The sequence below is a fragment of the Haloferax sulfurifontis genome, assembly GCF_014635105.1.
Taxonomy (GTDB): domain Archaea; phylum Halobacteriota; class Halobacteria; order Halobacteriales; family Haloferacaceae; genus Haloferax; species Haloferax denitrificans.
Map to the genome: position 1 here is coordinate 1 of NZ_BMCI01000005.1, position 21,506 is coordinate 21,506.

Here is a 21,506-nt window from a genome sequence, read left to right on the forward strand (position 1 = left end):
AAAAAAACAGCGGACGGCGGCGCGGTCGTTCCGATTGTTCGCACTATCTCTCGGCGAGCGCGACCGCCCCGAGCGCGGCAATCAGACAGAGGTTCCCGACGCCGATGAGCAACACCGCGTTCGAGCCGGACGTGTCGCCGACGAGGAGCGCCGCGAACGCCGCGAGACCGAGGAGGAACAGGGCGACCCCGAGATAGCGGTCGTACCGCGGGTCGTAATCGAATTCGGCCAGACGCACGAGCGGCCCCGGTTCGGGCGGCTCGTCGCTCCGAGCCTCGCGGACCCATCCGCGAACCCGCAGGAGGACCATGCCGGTCGCGCCGGTCCAGGCGACGCCGGCCGCGAGGTCGACCTCCGGGCCGTCGACGGCGACGACGAGTCCCACGAGGACCGACGCGACGGCTATCGCTCCGGCGACGGCGGTGTCGCTCACCCTCGTCATCCGACACCGAACCGGAGATAGCTCGTTCCGTGCCGGTAGTTGTACGCCTCGACGACGACGCCGAGCGCCGAGGGGACGGCGAGGACGCCCCACAGGAGATTCGACAGCGCGCCGCTGGCGTACCCGCCGGCGAACAGGAGCGTCGTGTACACCGCGGAGGCGAGCGGGAAGACTGGATGCTCGCGGACGGCGTCGACTGCGCCGGCGAACATGTAGACGAGCGTGAGCAGTCCCATGACCGCGAGCGCCGGACTGACCGACTCGTCGGTGAGAGACAGTAGAGCGACGAGCACGACGGCGACGACCGCGAAAACGGCCAGTCGCCACCGGCTGACGCCGGCGTGGAGAACGGCGGATGGCATTCCACTCATATCTCTCTGCTGACCTTTTGAGTGTTGGGACTGTGCGGTCGTCCCGCTCTCAGGCCCTCCGCAGGCGGACCACGAAGGCCGCGCCGCGGGGGTCGTTGTCCTCGACCCACACGTCGCCGCCGTAGCCGCTGACGATGGTGTCGACGAGGTAGAGCCCGAGGCCGGTCCCGGGGCTTTCGAGGCCCTTCTCGCCGCGGCCGAACACCTCCTCTTTGCGCTCGTCGGGAACGCCCGGTCCGTTGTCGGCGATGCGGACGAGCGCGTCGTCGTCTCGCACCCCGACCGACACGTCGATTTCGGCCCGGCCGGCGTCGTTGTGTCGCACCGCGTTCGTGAGGAGGTTGCGGAAGACGGTCCCCAGCATGTCGTCGGCGACGACGGTCACTTCCGGCGGCTCGTCGGGGAGCGAAACCGCGGCGTCGGACGCGCCGTCGCGGACCGCGCTCGCCTCCGCCCAGAGCGGCCCGGCGAGCGCCGTCGGCCGGGTCGTCTCCTCGTCGTCGAGCATCGTCGCCATGAGGTTCCGGACGTTCACCGTGAGTTCGGAGGCGTGTTCCCCGTTTCTGAGTATCGTGTTGAGACGCTTGCGCACCACCTCGTCGTCGACCGACTCCTCGATGAGCCGGGCGTTGCCGAGGATGACGGCCACGTCGTTTCGGATGTCGTGGCGGATGATCTGGTTGAGGAGCGTGAGCTTCTCGTTTCGGGAGAGGATGGTCTGTTTTTGACGGTGCAACTCGGTCACGTCGCGGAGGACGATGACCCATCCGACGGTCTGGTCGCCCCGCTCGAGCCGCTGGGACCGGGCGCTGAGATACACCGTCTCGCCGTCCGCTCGCGTGGTTCTGACGCTGTCGTTGCTCTCGGTCGTCAGGTCGAGGTCCGACGAGACCGCGGTGACCGGGTCGCCGACGGCCGCGCCGAAGCGCTCTAAGAGCGCCGCGCCGCGGGTGTTGACGTGGACGATTCGCTCGTCGGCGTCGAGGACGAACACGCCGTCGGGCGACTCCTCCATCGCGGTCGTGTAGGCGATGGGCGGTAGGTCGAGAAACCGGTAGCGAAAGAGCGCGACGCCGATGGCGGCCGACGTGATTGCGGCCGAGGTCGGCACGAGGTTCACGCCGTCGCTCCCGAACGGCGGGATTCCGAGCGTGGTGCAGGCCGCGAAGACGAACGGGGCGACGAGCCCGACGCTCACCAAGACCGCCTGCGGAATGTACGGTCGGCCCAGTCGACCCGCCTCGGTGAGGATGAGCGCGACGGCCAGCGCGCAGAGCACCGCGTTGTAGAGCGACTCCAACACCACGTGGCCGAGGCCGACGTCGACCCGCATGACGACGAGTCCGCCCGTCTCGATGAGGCGCGTCGCCTCGATGGCGAGGCCGCTCGGGTTCGTAAACAGGAGCGCCAGAAAGGCGACCGGGACGGCCATGACCGCCGCGACCAGTCCGGGCGTGATTCGGCTGACTCGGTCGGTGTGGAGGAGCGTAAAGAGGAACGCGAGCGCGCCGAGCGGCGCGACGCCGAAGTAGAGAAACCGGTAGAACAGGAGCTTCAGCGACGGGTCCGTCTGCAGTAGCTTGAGGGACGAAAAGCCGGTCCAGAGGACGAGCCCGACGTTCACGGCGAAGAACGCCACGAGTTCGGACGACCGTCCGTGGGCCCGCATGTACCGCAGGCTGTACACGCCGAGGAGAGCCGCGGTAATCATCGCAAAGAGCGTCGGAAGCGCGAAGACGGTGTACTGCCAGCCCATCGCTCACTGCACCCGACCGCTTTTCGCGTCCATCGGTGCGTGTTCTGTGCTCACTCTTGTATTTAAACTATATGTTCGAGCGCTCTCACCGCCCCGCTGTCGGCGTAACCGGACCGGCGTCCCGGGTTCCTTGAGCGCTCTAGGTGTTCGCATCCGAACAGTTTATGCCGGTCGATGTGCCACGGACGGCCGAACTGCCGTGACCGAGACGACAGACCGAACGAGCGCGGACCCAGTCACCGTCCTCCTCGTCGACGACAACCGCGACTGGCTGACGCTCGTGGTGCATCGACTCCGCGAGGTGGCCCCCGACTTCGAGGTTCGCGAGGCCAACAGCCCCGAGGGTGCGCTCGCCCGCCTCACCGCCGACGTGGAGTGCGTCGTCAGCGATTACTACATGCCCGGCCGGACGGGAATCGAACTGCTGGCGGCGGTCCGAGACGCCCGACCCGACATCCCGTTTCTCCTCTTTACCGGTGCCGGAAGCGAGGGGCTCGCCAGTAGCGCGCTGTCGGCCGGCGCGGACGACTACATCGTCAAGACGAGCGTTGACGACAGCGCCGCGGCGCTCGCCACGCGCGTTCGGACGGCCGTCGACAAACACCGAACGGAGCGCGCGCTCGCCGAGAGCGAGGCGCGCTACCGGACGCTGGTCGAGAACGTCCGCGACGCCATCTTCGTCGCCCGCGACGGCGGCGTCGTCCTCGTCAACGAGGCGGCGACGACGCTCACCGGGTACGACCGCGCGGCGCTCACCGACGGCGACATCGTCGAGACGGTCGTCCACCCCGACGACCGAGGCCGCGTCCGCGACGCGCTCGACCGGAGGGTCCCGCAGTCGCTCGACATCCGCATCCGCAACCGCGGCGGCGAGACGCGCCACTGCATCCTCGATATCGACCACGTCGTCGACGACGGACTCCCCGGAACCATCGGCGTCATCCGGGACATCACGGCGCAGGTCCACCACCAGCGCCGACTCGAACGCGAGCGCGACACGAAGGAGGCGATTCGGGAGATCCTCGTCCGACAGTCGTCGCGCGTCGAGGTCGCGGAGTCGTTCTGTCGGTACATCGGGAGCGACCCCGACACCGTCGCGGCGTGGGTGGGCGAGCGCACCGCGGGCGGCGGACTCGACCCGCTCGCCGTCGTCGGCGACGAGTCGTACCTCCGGACGGCGGGCGTCTTCGACGCCGACGCGGCGGTCCGGCGCGACTCGACCGAACCGAGTCTGACCGCCTTCCGCGAGGGGACGACGGTCGTCCGCGCCGTCGACGACGGGCGCGGACTCGACGCCGACACTGACACTGACGCCGACGCGCCCGCGACCGCTCCCGACGCCGGGTGGACGGCCGCCGCGGCCGACGCCGATATCGAGACCGCGGTCGCCGTCGCGCTCCGGTACGGCGGCGTCGACTACGGCGTCCTCGGCGTGTACCGCCGCGGTGCCGACGACGACCGGGAGCGCCGCCGGTTCGAAGAACTGGCGGAGACGCTCGGCTACGCCCTCAGCACCGCCGAGAGCCGCGAGGCGCTGGTGGCAGACGAGGTGGTCCGCGTCCGCCTCCGCGTCCGCGACGCCGACGCGGGGCTTCTGGCGGTCGGCGACGCGCTCGGCCGCGACGCGGAGGTCGTCGTCCACACGGTGTTGCCCCGCGGCGACAGGGAGCGCTACTTCGTGACGGTCCGCGGCGCGTCCGAGGCGGCGGTGACCGACGCGCTGGCGAGTCTCGACGGCGTGACTCCCGGAGCCGTGACCGCCGGCGACGGGGTCGTCCGGGCGCAGTTCGACACGTCCGCGCCCTCGCTGGGGACGACCATCGCCGACGCGGGCGGCGTCCTCCACCGCGTCGTCGTGGCGGACGGCGAGGCGACCGTCGTCGTCGACCTCTCCCGGCGGCGACCGGCCGGCCCGTTCGTCGAGGCGCTCGCGGCGGCCTTCGACAGCGTCGTCATGACCGCGCGGAGCCACCGCACCGTCGAGTCCGATATCGGTGCCAGCGTGTTGGACGGACTGACCGACCGCCAGCGCGAGTCGCTCGAAGTCGCGTACCGGACGGGCTACTTCGAGCGGCCGAAGCGACGGAGCGCCGCCGAGGTGGCCGAGGCCATCGGCGTCTCGCGGTCGACGTTCACCCAACACCTCAGGGCGGCCCAGCGGAAGGTCTTCGCCGAACTGTTCGACGCCGAGTGAGACGACGCGTCGCCGACCCGAGGCGATCCGGGTGGCTCTCGTCCCACCGGGGCTGTGCCGGGCGCTACCACGTCGCTCGATTTTTGCCGGATACCGCATAATGGTGGTATCTGATTATTCCCGCGTAATCGAGTAGAGATCTCTGAAGGTCACCCCACCCAGAATGTCACGGAAGGGAGTGGGTGTACGGTGGGCCGCACGGAGAACTCAATGGCAGAAAAAGTATTCAAACTCACACGACGCCGCGCCCTCGGAGGCCTCCTCACGATCGGCGCGGGAAGCGCCGCCGCCGGGGTGGGCACGTTCGCCCTGTTCAACGACACCGAATCGAGCACCGAGAACACGCTTCAGGCGGGGACGCTGAGCCTCGCCGACGGGGCCAGTTCCGCGAGCTTCAGCGCCACGGGCCTCGCGCCCGGCGACGAGACCGACACCTTCGAGGTCGACCTCGAAAACGACGGCACGCTCGACGGGAGCCTCGATATCGACCTCACGCTGACCGAAAACGACAGCGACGCCACGGCCGGCGACGACGGCGACGCGGACGCCTCGGTGGCGGACCTCGCGGGCGTCCTCGACGTGACGACGTTCGAAGTCGGGAGCCTCGACGTGCTCGCCGACCGGTTCGGCGGCTCGGCCACGCTGGCCGACGTGGTCGACAACAACGACGGCGAGGACGACGATTCCAACGTCCGGGACATCGCTCTCGCGTCCGGCGAGACGAAGACGTTCTCCTTCGCGCTGGAGATGCAGGAGAGCGCCGGAAACGAGTTCCAAGCCGACGGGCTCGACATTCAGTTCGACTTCGAACTGAACCAGCTGGACAGCCAGTAGAACCAGCTGGACAGCCAGTAGAACCAGCTGGACAGCCAGTAGAACCAGCTGGACAGCCAGTAATCACAGTTCGCGTTCGCGGGCGACGCAGACGACGCGACCCGGTCGAACCGACCGCGTCCATCTCTTTCGTTCCGGCCCTCCGAACGCGCACGACGACTTCACGCCTCTCGATGCCGAAACAGACACCAACGCTGACGCTCACCCGACGCCGATTCCTCGGCGGGCTCTTCACGATTAGCGCCGGAAGCGCCGCCGCGGGCGTCGGCACTTACTCGGCGTTTTCCGACACCGAGCGCGCCGACGCGTCGTTCGGCGTCGGCACGCTCGACCTGACGGTCGACGGCGACGACGAGCGACTCACGTTCCTCGAAGAGTCGGGCCTCGCGCCCGGCGACAGCGGCACCGCGTCGGTGACGCTCCGCAACCGCGGGTCGCTCGCGGGCTTCCTCGACATCGACGTGCTCGGCGTCACCGACGACGAGAACGGCCAGTCGGAGCCCCCGTCGCAGAACGACCCCCGCGTCGGGGACGGCGAACTCGCGCAGGTGCTCGAAGTCCGCGCGTGGCTCGAAGCCCCCGACGGGTCGAAGACGTACCTCTGCGGGAGTTCCGACTACGCGACCCTCGACTCGATTTTCGTCGCGGACGAGACGTTCGACCTCGATTACGAACTCGCGTCCGGCGAGTCGGTCGACTTCGTCATCGCGTGGCGGCTCCCGTCGAGCGCCGGCAACGAAGTCGCCTCGGATATCGCGGGCGTCGACCTCCGGTTCGCGCTCGACCAGCGGACCGACGACGACGGCGACGCGACCTGCGAGGTCGGCGACGACGGCGACGACGGTTCGACGTCCGGCTCCGGCAACGCCCGCGACGCGATGGGCGGCTGGGACTGGGCGACGCTCGCCCGCTACGGCGAGCCCTACGACGGCTTCGTGTACGGCAACTCGGAGCCGGAGAACTACGAAGTCGCGGTGCTGAAGCGCTCCGGAAGCTCCGAGACCCGCCTTCACAGGCAGAACAACGACTGGCAACACGCGTGGTGGTCGGGCCGAACCGAGTCGTTCCGCGTCGACTTCGACGGCAGTAAGGTGACGATGACCGTCGGCGGCACCGAGTACCCGGACAAACACGGGCGGAAGGGACAGGGCGTCGGCGCGAACGACGTGGTCGCGCTCGGCGTCACGGTCTCCGCCTTGGCCGCCTGGACGTCGGTCGCGGTCTCGGACCTCGAACTCACCGCCGACGGCCGGACGAGCGCCCTCGCCGACGTCTCGGTCGACGCGACCGGCACGAATCACGTCCGAATCGCCCGCGAGATAGACGGGTCGTTCTCGCTCACCGGCAAGCTCCGGTTCTCGTGGCACCACCACGCCCACGTCGACCCCGACGACCTCGTGATGCGCGTCGACGTCAAGACGGGCGACGCAGTCAGAACAAACGAGGTCGAGACGACCGAGGAAGACGGCGAATCCGAGGACGGAGAAGACGACAGCATCGAGAAAGCGGATGTCGAGGACGAGGCCGGAGAGAACGACCAAGACGCCGAATCCGATTCCAAGCAAGACGACGAAGCCGAACCCGAGCAAGACGGCGGAGACGGTGGAGACGACGAAGCCGAACCCGAGCAAGCCGGCGGAGACGGTGGAGACGGTGAAGCCGGCCAAGACGGTGGAGACGGTGAAGCCGGCCAAGACGGTGGAGACGGTGAAGCCGGCCAAGACGATGACGTCGGGAAAAGCGACGAAACGACCGATTCCGACTCCGACTCTAAAACCGATGCGGCTGACCCCGGCTCCGAAACCGAATCGGTTGACTCCGACTCCGAAACCGAACCGGCCGCCCCCGAGAACGCCAGCGGTGACGACGGGACCGGAGACGACGCCGACGGGGGTGCCTGACCGATGAACTGGTCTCGTCTCGCCGCGGCGGCCCGCGTCCTCGGGGGCGTCGTGCTCCTCGTCGCCGTCGCGCTCGTCGTCGTGCTCGCCGCGCCGCAGGCCTTCGGTGCCGACGCCAGCTACACCGTCCTCTCGGGGAGTATGTCGCCGACGTTCGACGCCGGCGACGTGGTGGTCGTCCGCGACGTACCGCCAGCGGACATCTCGGAGGGCGACATCATCACCTACCGGGAAGCCGGAAGCGCCATCACCGACGAGCGGACCGACCGCGTGACCCACCGGGTCGTCGCGGTGGACCGAAGCGGCGACAGTCCGGTGTTCCGAACGAAAGGCGACGCCAATGAGGACGTCGACTCGGACCCCGTCACCGCCGACCGCGTCGTCGGTCGCGTCTGGTTCCACGTGCCGTATCTCGGGCTCGCCGCGCAGTTCGTCCAGTCGGGACTCGGATTGGTCCTGTTCGTCATCCTCCCCGGCGCGCTCCTCGTCGTGACCGAGCTCTACTCGCTGTACACCGACGCGCTCGTCGAGGTCGACCCCGACGAGTCCGACGAATCCGACGGGAGTACCGCAAGCGGCGGTTCCACGGGCGGAGCGGCCGGTATCGATGCCGGCTACGTCAGCGCCTCGGACGGCGGCGTCACGCTCTACCCGGAGCGAACTGGCGTCCGCCTCTCGGACCCCGTCGCCGTCGTCGACCCGTCTCCCCCGCCGTTCGACGCCGCGCCCTCCGGCTCGGCCGACGGCATGGAATGGGTGACCGACCCCGTCGACTGCCCTTCTGACGCGCCGACCGACGAGACCTCCGAGGACGGGCGGTGAATCCCTCGTGACCAGCCCGGACGACGCGAACGCGCCCGACTGGACGCCCGAGCAGTCGCCCGAACTGGCGCTCGCCGACGCGACCCGGTGTCGACGCCTCGTTGACGGCGACGCGGACGACAGCGACGCGGACGACAACAATGCAGACGACTTCGAGGAGGTCGACTTCGAGCGTCTCGAACGGGGCGACCGCGTCCTCTGTCTTCCCGGCGAGCGCCTTCCCGTCCACGGGGTCGTCCGGGCGGTCCGGCGTTGGGACGCGCATTCGGCGTCGTTCGTCGGCACCGGCACCGAAGCCGACGCCGCACCCGCGCTTGTCGAACGCGAGCGACCCTCGCCCGACGAGGACGGCGAACCCCGTACCGACGAGTACTCGGTCGCTGTCGGCGACGAGGTCGAACCCGGCGACCGGCCGACCGAGACGGCGCTGGTGGTCGAGTACCGCCCGCCGCGGGCGGGGCTGTTCCCGCTTCCGCTGTCGCTCGCCTCGCTCTTGTCGGCGAAGCTCCTCGGCACGCTCTCGCCGCGGCTCTCGCAGATTGCCGGTCGGGTGTTCATCGTCTTCGTGGTCGTCGGCATCGTGCTGGTCGGAACCGGTTTCGCCGCTCCCGGGAGCATCGACCGCTTCCTCGACGACAGCGGCATCAACGACGCGATTTCGGACCTCCGGGGCGGCGACGACCCAGAGCCGTCGCCGCCGGACGTCACCGTGACGCCGCCCTCGCCGACGCGGGACGCCCCGCCCGAGGAAACGAACCAGTTCGAGGACCCGGACACACCGACGCCCACGTCGACGCCGACCGAGACCACGACGCCGAGCCCGAGCCCGTCGTCGACGCCCACGTCGACGCCCGCGCCGACGAGCAGTCCCGAGCCGACCACCACGGCGCGCTCGGGCACTGGTGTTGGCGGCGGCGGAGGCGGTGGAGGTGGTAGCGGCGGCAGTCAAACGACGACCACGGCCGCATCGCCGGCGTCGCCCGACCCGACGCTTTCGGTCGAGGCCGCCGACCCGCCGACGGTCCGAAGCGCCGACGGGACCGTCGGGTCGCTCAGCGGCCCCGTGACCGGGACGCTCTCGTGGACCGGCACGGTCGACAGCGTCGTGCTCGTGGTGAACACGTGGGTCCCCGACGACGGCTGGCAGGAGGAGCGCCGCGTCACTCTCCGGGAGCCGAGCCCCGTGGATATCGCCGCCGCGCTCGGCTCCGACGTGACCTACGCCGACGGTGACCGCACCGACGGCTTCGCCGCCACCGACGACGGAGAGACGACTGTCACGACGGGTTACGTCTCCGTGACCGCGGTGTTGTTCCGCGACTCGACCGAGGTCGCCCGAACCGAGGAGACCGCATCGTTCGACGTGACCGTCGAGAACACCGCCGGGAGCGCTCCGGAGGGCGTCGACCTCGAACTCGGTTCCGGCGGGGCGGGCGTCTCGCTTCTCGACACGCAGTCGGTCGCGCCCGGCTCCGCGGGCAACTCGACGGGGACGCTCGCCAACCGCGGCCGCGACCCCGGCGTGTTGACGCTGGAGTCGATGCCGTTCGAGTCCGTCGAGAACGGCCGATTCGGTCCCGAACTGTCGGTCGATTCGACCGGCGGAGCCGACGAGGGCGAACTCCACGAGGCGCTCGCCGTCCGGCTCCGCGTCGAGCGGGCGAACGGGACGAGCACCTACGTCCTCGGCGACGAGACGACGTATCTCGACTTCGCCGACGTGTGGAACGAGTCCGTCTCGCTCGGCCGACTCGACGGCGGGGAGTCGCTGTCGCTCGTCGTCGAGTGGCAGATTCGGGAGTCGGCCGGCAACGAGATACAGACCGACAGCGTCGACGTGGAGTTCGTCTTCACGCTCGAACAGGCGACCGACTGAGCGCGCTCCGCCCCGATTTTCAGCCGCTCACCCGACGAAGAGCCGGAGGTTGAACGCCGTGGCGAACGCTCCGATGACGGCGAGCGCGACCGGCGGCAGGTAGTACAATACTTTGTCGCCCACGCGAGCGCCGTAGACGCAGATGCCGAGACAGAGGAGGAAGACGGCGAGCTTCGGGAGGACGAGCCCCCACCGTCCGAGGGCGTCCGTGCTCGCCACGAGGAGGGCGTTCGCCTCGTCGAACCGGCGCTCGTAGTAGAGGAGGGTGAGCGTCGTGACGATGTCGCCGACGCCGTAGGTCGCGAGCGCGATGAGCCAGAGCAGTGAGAACTCTCTGGCCTCGAAGGGCGTGTCTTCGAGCCGGAGATGCCGAAGTCGTGACACACTCCTTATTCCGGGGGACTGCAATATGAATTATCCGGGCAGGCAGACTGTCGCGGACGCCGACGCGTCAGACGAGGCCGACGCCCTCGGCGAGCAGTTCGTGCGAGCGGAGGCCGTCTTCGTGGTCGCCGACGACGTGCTGAATCATCATCTCGTCGGCCCCGACGCGCTCCGCGAGCTGGTCCAACAGCCCCGAAATCGTCTCGGGACTGCCGGAAATCGCGCGCGGCCACTCGTTCGCCCCGAGGGTCGCGGGCGTGGGCTCGGGGACGCCGCCGAGTTCGTCTATCGCCTCCTCGACGGTCGGCCTCGTGCCGACCTCGCCGCGTCGCATCCGCTTGTACGTCGCCTCGGCCACCGCGCGGAGCCGAGCCGCCTCCTCGTCGGTCTCGGCGCAGACGGCGTTCACCGCGACCATGCCGTGGGGCTCGTCGATGCCGCCGGCCAGCGGCGACGACTGGAAGCTCTCGCGGTACTCCTCGAAGGAGTGGACGGCGAACTGCGGTCTGATGAAGCCCGCGAAGCAGTAGGGCAATCCGAGTTCGCCCGCGATGGTCGCGCTCGACGGACTCGACCCGAGCACCCACGGAACCGGCGGCTCGCCGCTCCCCCGCGGGATTTCGAGGTCGGCGTAGGGGTGTTCGTCGGGGTAGTCGTCGTAGAGGTGGTTGACGACGGCCTCGACCTTCTCGGCGTGGTCGCCGTCGGGGTCCTCGACGTGCCGGTCCGTCCCGAGCGCCTGGTCCGACGCGGGTGACCCGTTCGCCCGCCCGAGACCGGCGTCGATGCGGCCGGGGGCGAGTCCGTCAAGCGCGCCGAACTGCTCTGCGACCTTGAACGGGCTGTAGTGGTTGAGCAACACCGCGCCGGAGCCGAGCCGAATCGAGTCGGTCTCCGCGGCGAGGTGGCCGAGCAACACCTCGGGCGTCGTTCCCGCGAGGGTGCTCGCCATGCCGTGGTGCTCGGCGACCCAGAAGCGCGAGTAACCCAGTCGCTCGGCTTGCGCGGCGGCCTCGACGGTGTTCGCGTAGGCGTCGGTCGCGGTCCCGCCTCGCGGAACCGGGGAGAGGTCGACGATAGAGAGGTCCATACCCCGCCTCCGAGACTGCGAGGAATAACGATTGGGCTCCCAGCAGATGCGTACTGTTCTCGGTGAGTCGGAGGCACATCAATATTGCTTGTCTGGTACCCTACTGAACGTTTGAATATTCTGGAAATTTTGAATAATCTAGATTATCTATGAAATTGAATACGCTAGCTCGTCCTAATTAGTATATATGTGAAAATGGTGTCTGCGGTCATTTGAGCCGACAACCAATCTTGTTTTATCTATACATTATTCTCGTCTCCCGCGCCGTCGGCGTACACAGAATCCGTGACCATTGTCCACAAAAAATTTTTACGGGCCCTATCCGATGGTTCGATAGAGGTTCCCATGCCAAGAGCCGTATTCGACAGCGCCGAGTACGACAGACGCATCGCCCGGACCAAAGAGCGGATGGCCGAACGCGGGCTGGACGCGCTCTTCGTGAGCGACCCCGCGAACATGAACTACCTCACCGGCTACGACGGCTGGTCCTTTTACGTCCATCAGGGCGTCGTGGTGACGCAGGACCGCGACGAACCCGTGTGGGTCGGCCGCGACATGGACGCCAACGGCGCGCGCGCGACGACCACGCTGAGCGACGAGAGCATCCGACCGTACAGCGACGACCACGTGCAGTCGCCCCACGACCTCCACCCGATGGACTTCGTCGCGGCCGTGCTGGAGGACCTCGGCGTCGACGACGCGCGCGTCGGCCTCGAGATGGACGCCTACTACTTCACCGCGAAGTCCTACACGCGCCTGCAGAAGAACCTCCCCGAGGCGAGTTTCGAGGACACGACGCTCCTCGTGAACCGCGTGCGCATCAAGAAGTCCGACGCCGAACTCGACTACATGCGCGAGGCGGCCCGCATCTCCGAGAACGCGATGCAGGCCGGCCTCGACGTCATCGAGGAGGGCGTCCCCGAGTACGAGGCCGCCGAGGCCATCTACTCGGCGCTCATCGAGGGCACCGACGACTACGGCGGCGACTACCCGTCTATCGTCCCGCTGATGCCCTCGGGCGACCACACCGGCACGCCGCACCTCACGTGGACCGACCGCGAGTTCGAGGACGGCGACCCGGTCATCATCGAACTCTCCGGCTGTCGGCACCGCTACCACTCGCCGCTCGCCCGGACGACGTTCGTCGGCGACCCCCCGGAGGAGCTGTCCCGGCGGGCCGACATCGTCGTCGAGGGGATGGAAGCCGCCCTCGACGCGGTCGAACCCGGCGTCACCTGCGAGGCCGTCGAGAAGGCGTGGCGCGACACCATCGCCGAGTACGGCATCGAGAAGAAAGACCGCATCGGCTACTCGATGGGGCTCGGCTACCCGCCGGACTGGGGCGAACACACGGCGAGCCTCCGCCCCGGCGACGAGACCGTCCTCGAAGAGAACATGACGTTCCACACCATCCCCGGCCTCTGGTTCGACGACTTCGGCGTCGAACTCAGCGAGACGTTCGTCGTCACGTCCGACGGGGCGGAGCCGCTGGCCGACTTCCCCCGGCGACTATTCACAACCTAATTATGACTCCGGGTCACAGCCCTAATAGAATGAACGAAGATGGCAAAAATCGAAACGGCGAAGCGGTCGCCGACGGCGGCTCGGAGTCCGAACCCGAATCGGCGCTGGCGACGGCGCGCAGACAGCTCGAACGCGCGGCGAGCCACGCCGACGTGGACGACGGTGTCGTCGCGCGACTGAAGCACCCAACCCGAGTTCAGCAGGTGTCGGTCCCGCTCCGCCGCGACGACGGCTCGCTCGACGTGTTCACCGGCTTCCGCGCTCAGCACGACGACGTGCGCGGGCCGTACAAGGGCGGCCTCCGCTACCACCCGGAAGTGACCGCCGACGAGTGCATCGGGCTCTCGATGTGGATGACCTGGAAGTGCGCCGTGATGGACCTTCCCTTCGGCGGCGGCAAGGGTGGCGTCGCGGTCGACCCCAAGACGCTCTCTGACGAGGAGCGCGAGCGACTCACGCGACGGTTCGCCGAGGAGATTCGCAACGTCGTCGGGCCGAAGAAGGACGTTCCCGCGCCCGACATGGGCACCGGCCCGCAGGAGATGGCGTGGTTCATGGACGCCTACTCGATGCAACAGGGCGAGACGACGCCCGGCGTCGTGACGGGTAAGCCGCCGGTCATCGGCGGGTCGTACGGCCGCGAGGAGGCCCCCGGTCGCTCCGTCGCCATCGTCACCCGCGAAGCCATCGACTTCTACGACTGGGACATCGAAGACACCACCGTCGCGGTCCAAGGGTTCGGGTCCGTCGGCGCGAACGCCGCCCGCCTCCTCGACGAGTGGGGCGCGAAGGTGGTCGCCGTCTCCGACGTGGACGGGGCCATCTACGACCCCGACGGCCTCGACACGCAGGACGTCGAGGGCCACGACGAGCGCCCCGGCATGGTGTCGGGCTACGACGCCCCCGAGTCGCTCACGAACGAGGACCTGCTCGAACTCGACGTGGACGTGCTCATCCCGGCGGCCATCGGGAACGTCATCACGACCGAGAACGTCGACGCCATCTCGGCGGACATGGTCGTCGAGGGCGCGAACGGGCCGACGACGTTCGCGGCCGACGCCGTCCTCGAAGAGCGCGGGATTCCGGTCCTCCCCGACATCCTCGCCAACGCCGGCGGCGTGACGGTCTCGTACTTCGAGTGGCTCCAGGACATCAACCGCCGTCAGTGGTCGCTCGAACGCGTCCACGAGGAACTCGAAGCCGAGATGCTCAAGGCGTGGAACGCGGTCCGCGAACACGTCGAAGAGCGCGACCTGACGTGGCGCGACGCGGCGTACGTCGTCGCGCTCTCCCGCATCGGCGGCGCGAAGGAGACGCGGGGCCTCTGGCCCTGAGCGCCCGCGCGGCGAGCGAAACCTGAAGCGACTCGCGGTTCTTTTTCGGCGCGCTTCTCAGTCAGCGACCGCGTCGGCGACCTTCTCTATCGGGTGCGGCGGGTCGTCGGCCGCGCAGTCCATGTCTTCGAGTTGCGTCCGACACGACGCGCCGGGGGCGACGACGGTGTCGCCGCGGCTCTCGCCGAGTTGGTCCGAGAGGATGTCGCCGATGGCCTTCGACAGCGAGTGGTGTTCGGCCTCGTAACCGAAGCTCCCGGCCATGCCGCAACAGCCGGAGTCGAGCGGGTCCACGTCGTAGCCGGCGCGGCGGAGGACGCCCACCGCGTGGTGGTCCTTGCGCGTCGCCTTCTGGTGACAGTGGCCGTGGTACGTCAGCGTCTCGGCCGACGCTGAGGCGTCGATGTTTTCCACGAGGCGCTTCGCGTCGAGGTACTCCATGATGCCGTAGGTCTCGGCGGCGACGGTCTCGGCCGCGTCGCTCGAAAGCAGGTCGAGGTAGTCCGACTGGAACATCACCGCGTCCGAGGGCTCGACGAGCACGACGCTCCAGCCGGCTTCGACGCGGGGCGCGAGCGCGTCGACGTTCGTCTCGGCGCGCGCCCGCGACCGGTCGAGAAAGCCCTTCGAGTGGGCCGGGCGGCCGGTCGCGGTCACGTCGTCCGGAATCGAGACGTGGACGTTCGCGGCTTCGAGCACGCGAACCGCGGCCTTCCCCGCGTCGGGGTGGTTGTAGTTGGTGTAGCTGTCGGGGAACAGGAGCACCTTGTCGGTGGCCTCGGCCTCGGGGACGCGAGCGCCGCCCCGCGCCTCGAACCAGTCTTCCAGCGATTCGCGGTGGAACGTCGGGAGCGACCGCTCTCTGGCGATGCCGACGGTCTTCTCCATGACCGTCCGCGCGCCCGGCACCTTCGCCGCCCAGTTCGAAAGCGGGGCGAGCCGCGAGCCCAGCGCGTTCAGCCGGTCCACCTCGGCGAACAGGCGGTCCCGGAGGCTCGCACCGTGAGACTCGTGGTGGGCGTGTTCGGCCTCGGCTTTGAGCTTCGCCATGTCGACCTCGCTCGGGCAGTCGCGGGCACAGCCCTTACAGCCGACACAGAGGTCCAGCACCTCGCGCATGAACTCGGTGTCCGTCGCGTCGGCGTCGAGGTCGCCGCTCATCGCCTGCCGGAGCATGTTCGCCCGGCCGCGGGTCGATAGTCCTTCCTCTTCCGTGGCGCGGTAGGTCGGACACATCACGCCGCCGGTGGTCGACTGGTCGCCCCGACAGCCGCCGCAGCCGTGGCAGAGCTCCGCCATCCCCTGAAAGCCGTTTTCGGTGTCCCACTCGAGTTCGGGGTCGAAGCCGGCGTCGAACTCGTAGTCGGGGTCGAACCGGAGGTTCTCGGTCATCGACACGTCGCCGCAGACCTGCCCCGGATTCAGGAGCCAGTCGGGGTCGAACGCGGTCTTGAGGTCGCGGAAGGCGTTCCAGAGGCGGTCGCCGTACAGTTTGCGGTTCCACTGGGTCCGCGCGCGGCCGTCGCCGTGTTCGCCCGACACCGACCCGCCGGCCTCGACGACGAAGTCGGTCACCTCGTCGGCGATGGTCTCGAACGAGTCGAGGCCGTCGAGCGTCTTCGTGTTGACGAGTGGGCGGACGTGCAGCACGCCCGGCCCCGCGTGGGCGTAGAAACTCGTGTTGGCGTCGTGGTCGTCGATGACCTCGCGGAACCGCTCGACGTAGCCCGGCAGTTCGTCGGCCGGCACGGCGCAGTCCTCGATGAAGGAGATGTGTTTCTCGTCGGTCGTCCGGGAGAGCAAGATGGGCGCGGCGGCCTTGCGCATCTCCCAGAGCCCCGCGCGGGCCGCCTCGTCGTGGGCTTCCAGCGCGTCGAACGCGCGGGCGTCGTCGGCGACGCCGACGCCCGAAGATGGCGTCGCCTCCGGCGTCACCGAGGGTGCGCGAGCCGTCAGCAGGTCGGCGACCTTCCGCCGGCCGTCAGCGTCGGAGTCGGCGTAGAACTCGACCAGCAGGGCCGCGCGGGTCCCGTCGGGGAGCGACGCGGCCACGTCGTGGAACTCCGCGGTGTCGAGCGCGAGGTCGATGAGCACGTCGTCGATGAGTTCGACCGCCGCCGGGTCGTGGTCGAGGATGGGGGCCACGTCGGCGGCGGCGTCGAACACGTCCTCGTAGGTGAGGAGCGCGACGGCCTTCGTCTCCGGGAGCGGTTCGAGCGAGACGGTCGCCTCGGTCACGACGGCGAGGGTTCCTTCGCTCCCGGCGAGCAGACGCGCGAGGTTCACGGTCCCCGACTCGCAGTCCGGGTCGGTGCCGGTCCCGTCGGCCAGCGGGCGCTCCCCGCGGGCCTCATCGACCAGCGCGTCGAGGTTGTAGCCGGAGACGTTGCGCTTGAGGTCCGGGTAGCGGGCGTCTATCTCCTCGCGCTCCTCGTCGAGCACGCGGACGACCTCGGCGTAGATTCGGGGGAGAAGCGGACTCGCCGGGCCGTCGGCCCCCCACGCGTCGCTCTCGGGGTCGGCCTTCTCCCGGAGGTCGTCCACGCGCACCTCGCCGAAGCGGTGGACGCTCCCGTCGGCGAGGACGACCTCGCACTCCTCGACGTAGTAGTCGGTCTTGCCGTACTTCAGGGAGTGCGCGCCGGTGGAGTTGTTACCGATAGCGCCTCCGAGGACGCTCCGGTCGCCCGCGGCGGGGTCCGGGCCGAACGTGAGACCATGGTCGGCCGCGGAGTTATTGAGGTCCGCGAGCGTGACCCCGGCCTGCGCGGTCGCCGTCGCCGCCTCGGGGTCAACCGACTCGACTCCGTCCATGTGCCGCGAGAGGTCGAGGACGACCGCCTCGTTGACGGCCTGTCCGGCGAGGCTCGTGCCGCCGCCGCGGGGGAGGACGGGAATCTCGCGGTCGGCGCAGTACTCCACGACGGCCGCCACGTCAGCGTTCGAGGTCGGCATGACGACGCCGACGGGGAGCACTTCGTACGCCGAGGCGTCGGTCGCGTACAGCTGTCGGGTGTACTCGTCGAACCGCACGTCGCCGTCGACGAGGCGTTCGAGGTCGGAGACGAGCGCCTCGCGGTCGGTGTCGCCGCCGACGTAGTCGTAGTCGGCGCGGGGGTCGTTACTGGGGTCGACCCGCGAGTCAGCGGGCGGGTCGGCCTGCCGGTCGCCGCGAGGGTCGTCGGGTCGTTCCTGCGTCGCCATCGGGAGTCAGTTCGACTCGGCGGCCAGCACTTGGTTCTCCAACTCCTCGCCCTCGTCGAGCCGCCCGAGGTTCCCGGCGACGATGTCGGCGAGGCGGTCCCAGTGTTTGGGCGTGTGGCCGCCCGTGTGGGGCGTGATGAGGCAGTTTTCCAGCCCCCACAGCGGGTGGTCGGCGGGGAGCGGCTCGGGGTCGGTCACGTCGAGGGCGGCCCCGCGAATCTTGTTCGACCGGAGGGCAGACACGAGCGCGTCGGTGTCGACGATGCCGCCGCGGGCGGCGTTGACGACCACCGCGTCGGTCGGCATCGTGGCGAACTCCGCCTCGCCGATGAGCCCGCGGGTCAGGTCGTTCAGCGGACACGCGACCACGACGTACTCGCTCCGGGAGAGCGCGTCGTGAATCGCGTCGGAGTCGAAGCCGGCGACCTCGTCGGTCGGGCCGCCCTTCGACGGGGTGTAGCGGATGCCGATAGTCTCGACTTCGAAGCCCTGCAACCGCTGGGCGACGGCCTGCCCGATGGAGCCGAGGCCGATAATCGTCACCGTGCTGTCGGTGAACTCGCCGGACTGGAAGTGCCGCCACTCGGCGCGCTCTTTGCGCCGCCAGCCCTCGTGGAGGCGGCGGGCGAACACGAGCATGTTGCCGATGGCCTGCTCGGCGATTCCGGGCGCGTGGATGCCGCCGGCGTTGGTGACGGCGACGCCGTGTTCCGCGAGCGCGTCCATCGGGACGTGGTCGGTCCCGGCGAACGTGCAGGCGAACAGTTCGAGGCGGTCGGCGCGGTCCAGCAGGTCCTCGTCTATCGTGATGCCCGTGACCACGCGGGCGTCGGCGACGAGTTCGCGTTCCTGTTTCGGCGTCCGGGCGAGCGTCACGGTCCGGTCCGGGAGGCGCTCGCGGAGCGCGTCGGCGTACGATTCCATCGAAAGGCCCTCGGTCCCCTCGCGGAGGACGACGATGTCTGTCTCGGTCATGGTGTGAGTCGCGCGCGTCGCGGGCGCGGTTGCTACATCGATTGGGTGACGTTCCCTTAGTCTTTTTGTGTAGCCGGTGTCCACGGATACCGTTTATGCTTAAGTGGGTGGCGAGTGGTACGTGTACGCATGGCCGACGCCGTTCGAGCGCGACTAGCGGAGCTTCGCAGAGACCTCCACCGCCACCCCGAACCCGGCTGGTGCGAGTTCCGGACGACCGCGCGGCTCGTCGAGGAACTGCGCGCCATCGGCGTGGACGAACTCGCCGTCGGCGCGGACGCCTACGACCCCGCAGACCGGATGGCCGTCCCGAGCGACGACCGACTCGACGAGTGGTACGAGCGGGCGCTCGACAGCGGGACCGACCCGGACCTCCTCGAACCGCTCCGCGGCGGGACGACCGGCTGTGTCGCGGTCCTCGACCGCGGCGAGGGGCCGACGGTCGGCCTCCGGGTCGACATCGACGGGCTGTTCATCGAGGAGTCGGACGACGCGGCCCACGACCCCGCGGCCGAGGGCTTCCGCTCGGAGACGGGCGAGACGATGCACGCCTGCGGCCACGACACCCACATGACGTGGGGGCTGGCGACGCTCGAAGCCGTCAAGGACAGCGACTTCTCGGGCCGACTCGTCGTGTTCTTCCAGCCCGCGGAGGAGGTTTCGGGCGGCGGCGCGCCCATGGCGAAAAGCGAGTACGCCGCCGGCATCGACTACTTCTTCGCGGTCCACGTCGGCCTCGACCACCCGACGGGCGAGGTCGTCGCCGGCATCGAGAAACCGCTCGCCATGTGCCACATCGACGCGGAAATCGAGGGCACGACGGCCCACGCGGGGAAAGCGCCGGAGGCCGGCGCGAACGCCATCCACGCGCTCGGTACCGCCATCGAGAGCGTCTACGGGATTCCGCGGCACTCCGACGGGATGACCCGCGTCAACGTCGGCCGGGTCGAAGGCGGCACCGCGAGCAACGTCATCGCCGACGAGGTCGAGGCCGTCGCCGAGGCGCGCGGCGAGACGACCGAACTCATGGAGTACGCGAAGTCCGAACTCCGCCGGCGGTTCGAGAAGGCGGCCGAACTGCACGACTGCGAGGCGACCGTGGACGTGGTCAGCGAGAGCCCCCGAGCCGACAGCGACCCCGAACTCGTCGAGGCGGTCGCCGACGCCGCCGAGGATGTACGGGGCGTCGACCGCGTCGTGCCGACCGCCGACTTCGGCGCGAGCGAGGACGCGACGTTCCTCATGGAGCGCGTCCAGCAGGACGGCGGCCTCGCGTGTTACTCCATCGTCGGCACCGACCACCCGACGAGCCACCACACCGCGACGTTCGACGTGGACGAGCGAAGCCTCGAAACCGGCGTCGAAGTGCTCACGCGGTCGATTCTCTCTGTCGCCGGCGTCGAGTCGGCACCGGAAATCGAGGGAGCGAATCGATGAGCGACGGGCGCGTCACCGGCGAGTCGGCCCCGCCGGCGTCCGACGTCGTCACCGCCGACGACGTGGCGGACGCCCACGAGCGACTCGACGGCGTGGTCCACCGGACGCCGCTCGATAGCTCGCGGACCATCGCCGGCCGCTGCGGGGCCGAGCGGGTCGACCTCAAACTGGAGAACGTCCAGCGGACGGGGTCGTTCAAGATTCGCGGCGCGTACAACGCGATGGCGCAACTCCCCGAGTCGGTGCGCGAGCGGGGGGTCGTCGCCTCCAGCGCCGGCAACCACGCGCAGGGCGTCGCGCTCGCCGGCGACCTGCTCGGCATCGACACGACCATCGTCGTCCCCGAAATCACCCCGGCGGTGAAAATCGACGCCACCCGCGGCTACGGCGCGGACGTCGTCGTCGAGGGCGACATCTACGAGGAGTCGTACGAACACGCCCTGCGCCTCGCCGACGAGGAGGGGTTGGAGTTCGTCCATCCCTTCGACGACGCGGCCGTCATCGCCGGACAGGGAACCGTCGGGCGGGAAATCGCGGCGGACGCGCCCGACGTGGACACGGTTCTCGTCTCTATCGGCGGCGGCGGCCTCATCTCCGGCATCGCCACCGCGATGAAGGCGCGGGACCCCGACGTGCGCGTCGTCGGCGTCCAACCCGAGGGCGCGGCCCACGCAAAGCCCTCGCTGGAGGCCGACGAGATTCGCATGCTCTCGGAGGTCGATACCGTCGCCGAGGGCATCGCCGACGCGCGGCTGTTAGAGCGGACGTTCGCTGTCGTCCGCGACCGCGTCGACGACGTGGTCTCGGTCGACGACGCGGACCTCGCGGTCGCCGTGACGGTCCTCGCCGAGCGGGCGAAGACGGTCGCCGAACCGGCCGGCGCGGCCCCGGTCGCCGCGTTCCTCTCCGGCGCGGTCGACGTCGAGGGCGAGCGCGTCGCGGCCGTCGTCTCCGGCGGCAACGTCGGCCTCTCGGAACACGCCGAACTGACTCGCGTCGGGATGGAGGCGCTTGGCCGCGCCGCCGAAGCGCGCCTCGAACTCGACGACTGGCCGGCGGCGCTGGGCGACCTCTCCGAGGCCGTCGCCGCGTCGGGGGCCGAACTCGATAGCGTCGAGCGCGCCGCCCGAACCGCCGCCGACGAACCGAACCGGGTTCCGGTCGAGGTTCGCCTCGACGGGAGCGGTCCGGACCACCTCGCGGACGCGCTCGACTCGCTGGCCGCGCTCGACGGCGTCGAAGTCGTCTCACACTCGCTGGACGAGCGCGTCGGCGAGTCCGGTGACTCGGCCTGAGTAGTCCGGAAAAACGGGACAGACCGCGTCTCGGGTCCGTTCTTTCTCACGCTGTCCGTCCGGCGAA

The 21,506-nt window shown here is 69.3% G+C and carries 16 protein-coding genes; 9 read left to right on the top strand and 7 right to left on the bottom strand.

The window, feature by feature from the left end:
* Positions 1 to 43: 43 nt before the first annotated feature.
* Genes IEV64_RS13670 through IEV64_RS13680 form a run of 3 tightly spaced genes read right to left on the bottom strand, consistent with a single transcriptional unit; the run spans position 44 to position 2,569 of the window.
* Positions 44 to 442, bottom strand: coding sequence for a hypothetical protein (locus IEV64_RS13670; RefSeq protein ID WP_007274108.1), 399 nt, complete (start codon positions 440 to 442; stop codon positions 44 to 46).
* On the bottom strand, positions 439 to 804 hold the full coding sequence (locus IEV64_RS13675) for a DUF8064 family membrane protein (protein WP_007274107.1): 366 nt from the start codon (positions 802 to 804) through the stop codon (positions 439 to 441). The genes IEV64_RS13670 and IEV64_RS13675 overlap by 4 nt, the downstream gene beginning before the upstream one ends.
* A gap of 58 nt (positions 805 to 862) precedes the next feature.
* Complete coding sequence (locus IEV64_RS13680) at positions 863 to 2,569, bottom strand: sensor histidine kinase (protein WP_188424117.1); 1,707 nt, start codon at positions 2,567 to 2,569, stop codon at positions 863 to 865.
* A 199-nt stretch (positions 2,570 to 2,768) separates the two neighbouring features.
* Between IEV64_RS13680 and IEV64_RS13685 the strand changes: the two genes are divergently transcribed.
* The 5 genes from IEV64_RS13685 (at position 2,769) to IEV64_RS13705 (ending at position 10,196) form a co-directional block, all read left to right on the top strand.
* Positions 2,769 to 4,763 carry a helix-turn-helix domain-containing protein gene (locus tag IEV64_RS13685; RefSeq protein ID WP_188424118.1) on the top strand — a complete coding sequence of 665 codons (1,995 nt, stop codon included), beginning with the start codon at positions 2,769 to 2,771 and terminating at the stop codon, positions 4,761 to 4,763.
* Positions 4,764 to 4,973: 210 nt separating this feature from the next.
* On the top strand, positions 4,974 to 5,597 hold the full coding sequence (locus tag IEV64_RS13690; protein WP_188424119.1) for a TasA family protein: 624 nt from the start codon (positions 4,974 to 4,976) through the stop codon (positions 5,595 to 5,597).
* A gap of 173 nt (positions 5,598 to 5,770) precedes the next feature.
* Positions 5,771 to 7,498: a TasA family protein gene (locus tag IEV64_RS13695; RefSeq protein ID WP_188424120.1), complete on the top strand. Its 1,728-nt coding sequence runs from the start codon at positions 5,771 to 5,773 to the stop codon at positions 7,496 to 7,498.
* Between the two features lie 3 nt (positions 7,499 to 7,501).
* Complete coding sequence (locus IEV64_RS13700) at positions 7,502 to 8,320, top strand: signal peptidase I (protein ID WP_188424121.1); 819 nt, start codon at positions 7,502 to 7,504, stop codon at positions 8,318 to 8,320.
* A 7-nt stretch (positions 8,321 to 8,327) separates the two neighbouring features.
* On the top strand, positions 8,328 to 10,196 hold the full coding sequence (locus IEV64_RS13705) for a hypothetical protein (RefSeq protein ID WP_188424122.1): 1,869 nt from the start codon (positions 8,328 to 8,330) through the stop codon (positions 10,194 to 10,196).
* 27 nt (positions 10,197 to 10,223) lie between these two features.
* Here IEV64_RS13705 and IEV64_RS13710 read toward each other — a convergent pair whose 3' ends face one another.
* Both IEV64_RS13710 and IEV64_RS13715 read right to left on the bottom strand, forming a co-directional pair.
* Positions 10,224 to 10,580 carry a DUF5658 family protein gene (locus tag IEV64_RS13710; protein ID WP_007274100.1) on the bottom strand — a complete coding sequence of 119 codons (357 nt, stop codon included), beginning with the start codon at positions 10,578 to 10,580 and terminating at the stop codon, positions 10,224 to 10,226.
* 67 nt (positions 10,581 to 10,647) lie between these two features.
* Complete coding sequence (locus IEV64_RS13715; protein WP_188424123.1) at positions 10,648 to 11,670, bottom strand: LLM class flavin-dependent oxidoreductase; 1,023 nt, start codon at positions 11,668 to 11,670, stop codon at positions 10,648 to 10,650.
* A 345-nt stretch (positions 11,671 to 12,015) separates the two neighbouring features.
* On the opposite strand from IEV64_RS13715, the gene IEV64_RS13720 reads away from it, so the two are divergent.
* Positions 12,016 to 13,194 (top strand): M24 family metallopeptidase, encoded by a 1,179-nt coding sequence (locus IEV64_RS13720; RefSeq protein ID WP_049968802.1) that lies wholly within the window; start codon positions 12,016 to 12,018, stop codon positions 13,192 to 13,194.
* Between the two features lie 29 nt (positions 13,195 to 13,223).
* On the top strand, positions 13,224 to 14,528 hold the full coding sequence (gene gdhB, locus IEV64_RS13725; protein WP_007274097.1) for a glutamate dehydrogenase GdhB: 1,305 nt from the start codon (positions 13,224 to 13,226) through the stop codon (positions 14,526 to 14,528).
* A gap of 57 nt (positions 14,529 to 14,585) precedes the next feature.
* On the opposite strand, the gene IEV64_RS13730 is transcribed toward gdhB, so the two are convergent.
* Positions 14,586 to 17,732, bottom strand: coding sequence for an FAD-binding and (Fe-S)-binding domain-containing protein (locus IEV64_RS13730; RefSeq protein ID WP_188424124.1), 3,147 nt, complete (start codon positions 17,730 to 17,732; stop codon positions 14,586 to 14,588).
* A gap of 6 nt (positions 17,733 to 17,738) precedes the next feature.
* A complete protein-coding gene (locus IEV64_RS13735; RefSeq protein WP_188424125.1) occupies positions 17,739 to 18,707 on the bottom strand; it encodes a D-2-hydroxyacid dehydrogenase in 969 nt (322 codons plus the stop codon).
* Between the two features lie 129 nt (positions 18,708 to 18,836).
* On the opposite strand from IEV64_RS13735, the gene IEV64_RS13740 reads away from it, so the two are divergent.
* Complete coding sequence (locus IEV64_RS13740) at positions 18,837 to 20,144, top strand: amidohydrolase (RefSeq protein WP_188424126.1); 1,308 nt, start codon at positions 18,837 to 18,839, stop codon at positions 20,142 to 20,144.
* On the top strand, positions 20,141 to 21,439 hold the full coding sequence (gene ilvA, locus IEV64_RS13745; protein WP_188424127.1) for a threonine ammonia-lyase: 1,299 nt from the start codon (positions 20,141 to 20,143) through the stop codon (positions 21,437 to 21,439). Before IEV64_RS13740 ends, ilvA begins: the two co-directional genes overlap by 4 nt.
* Positions 21,440 to 21,506 lie beyond the last annotated feature (67 nt).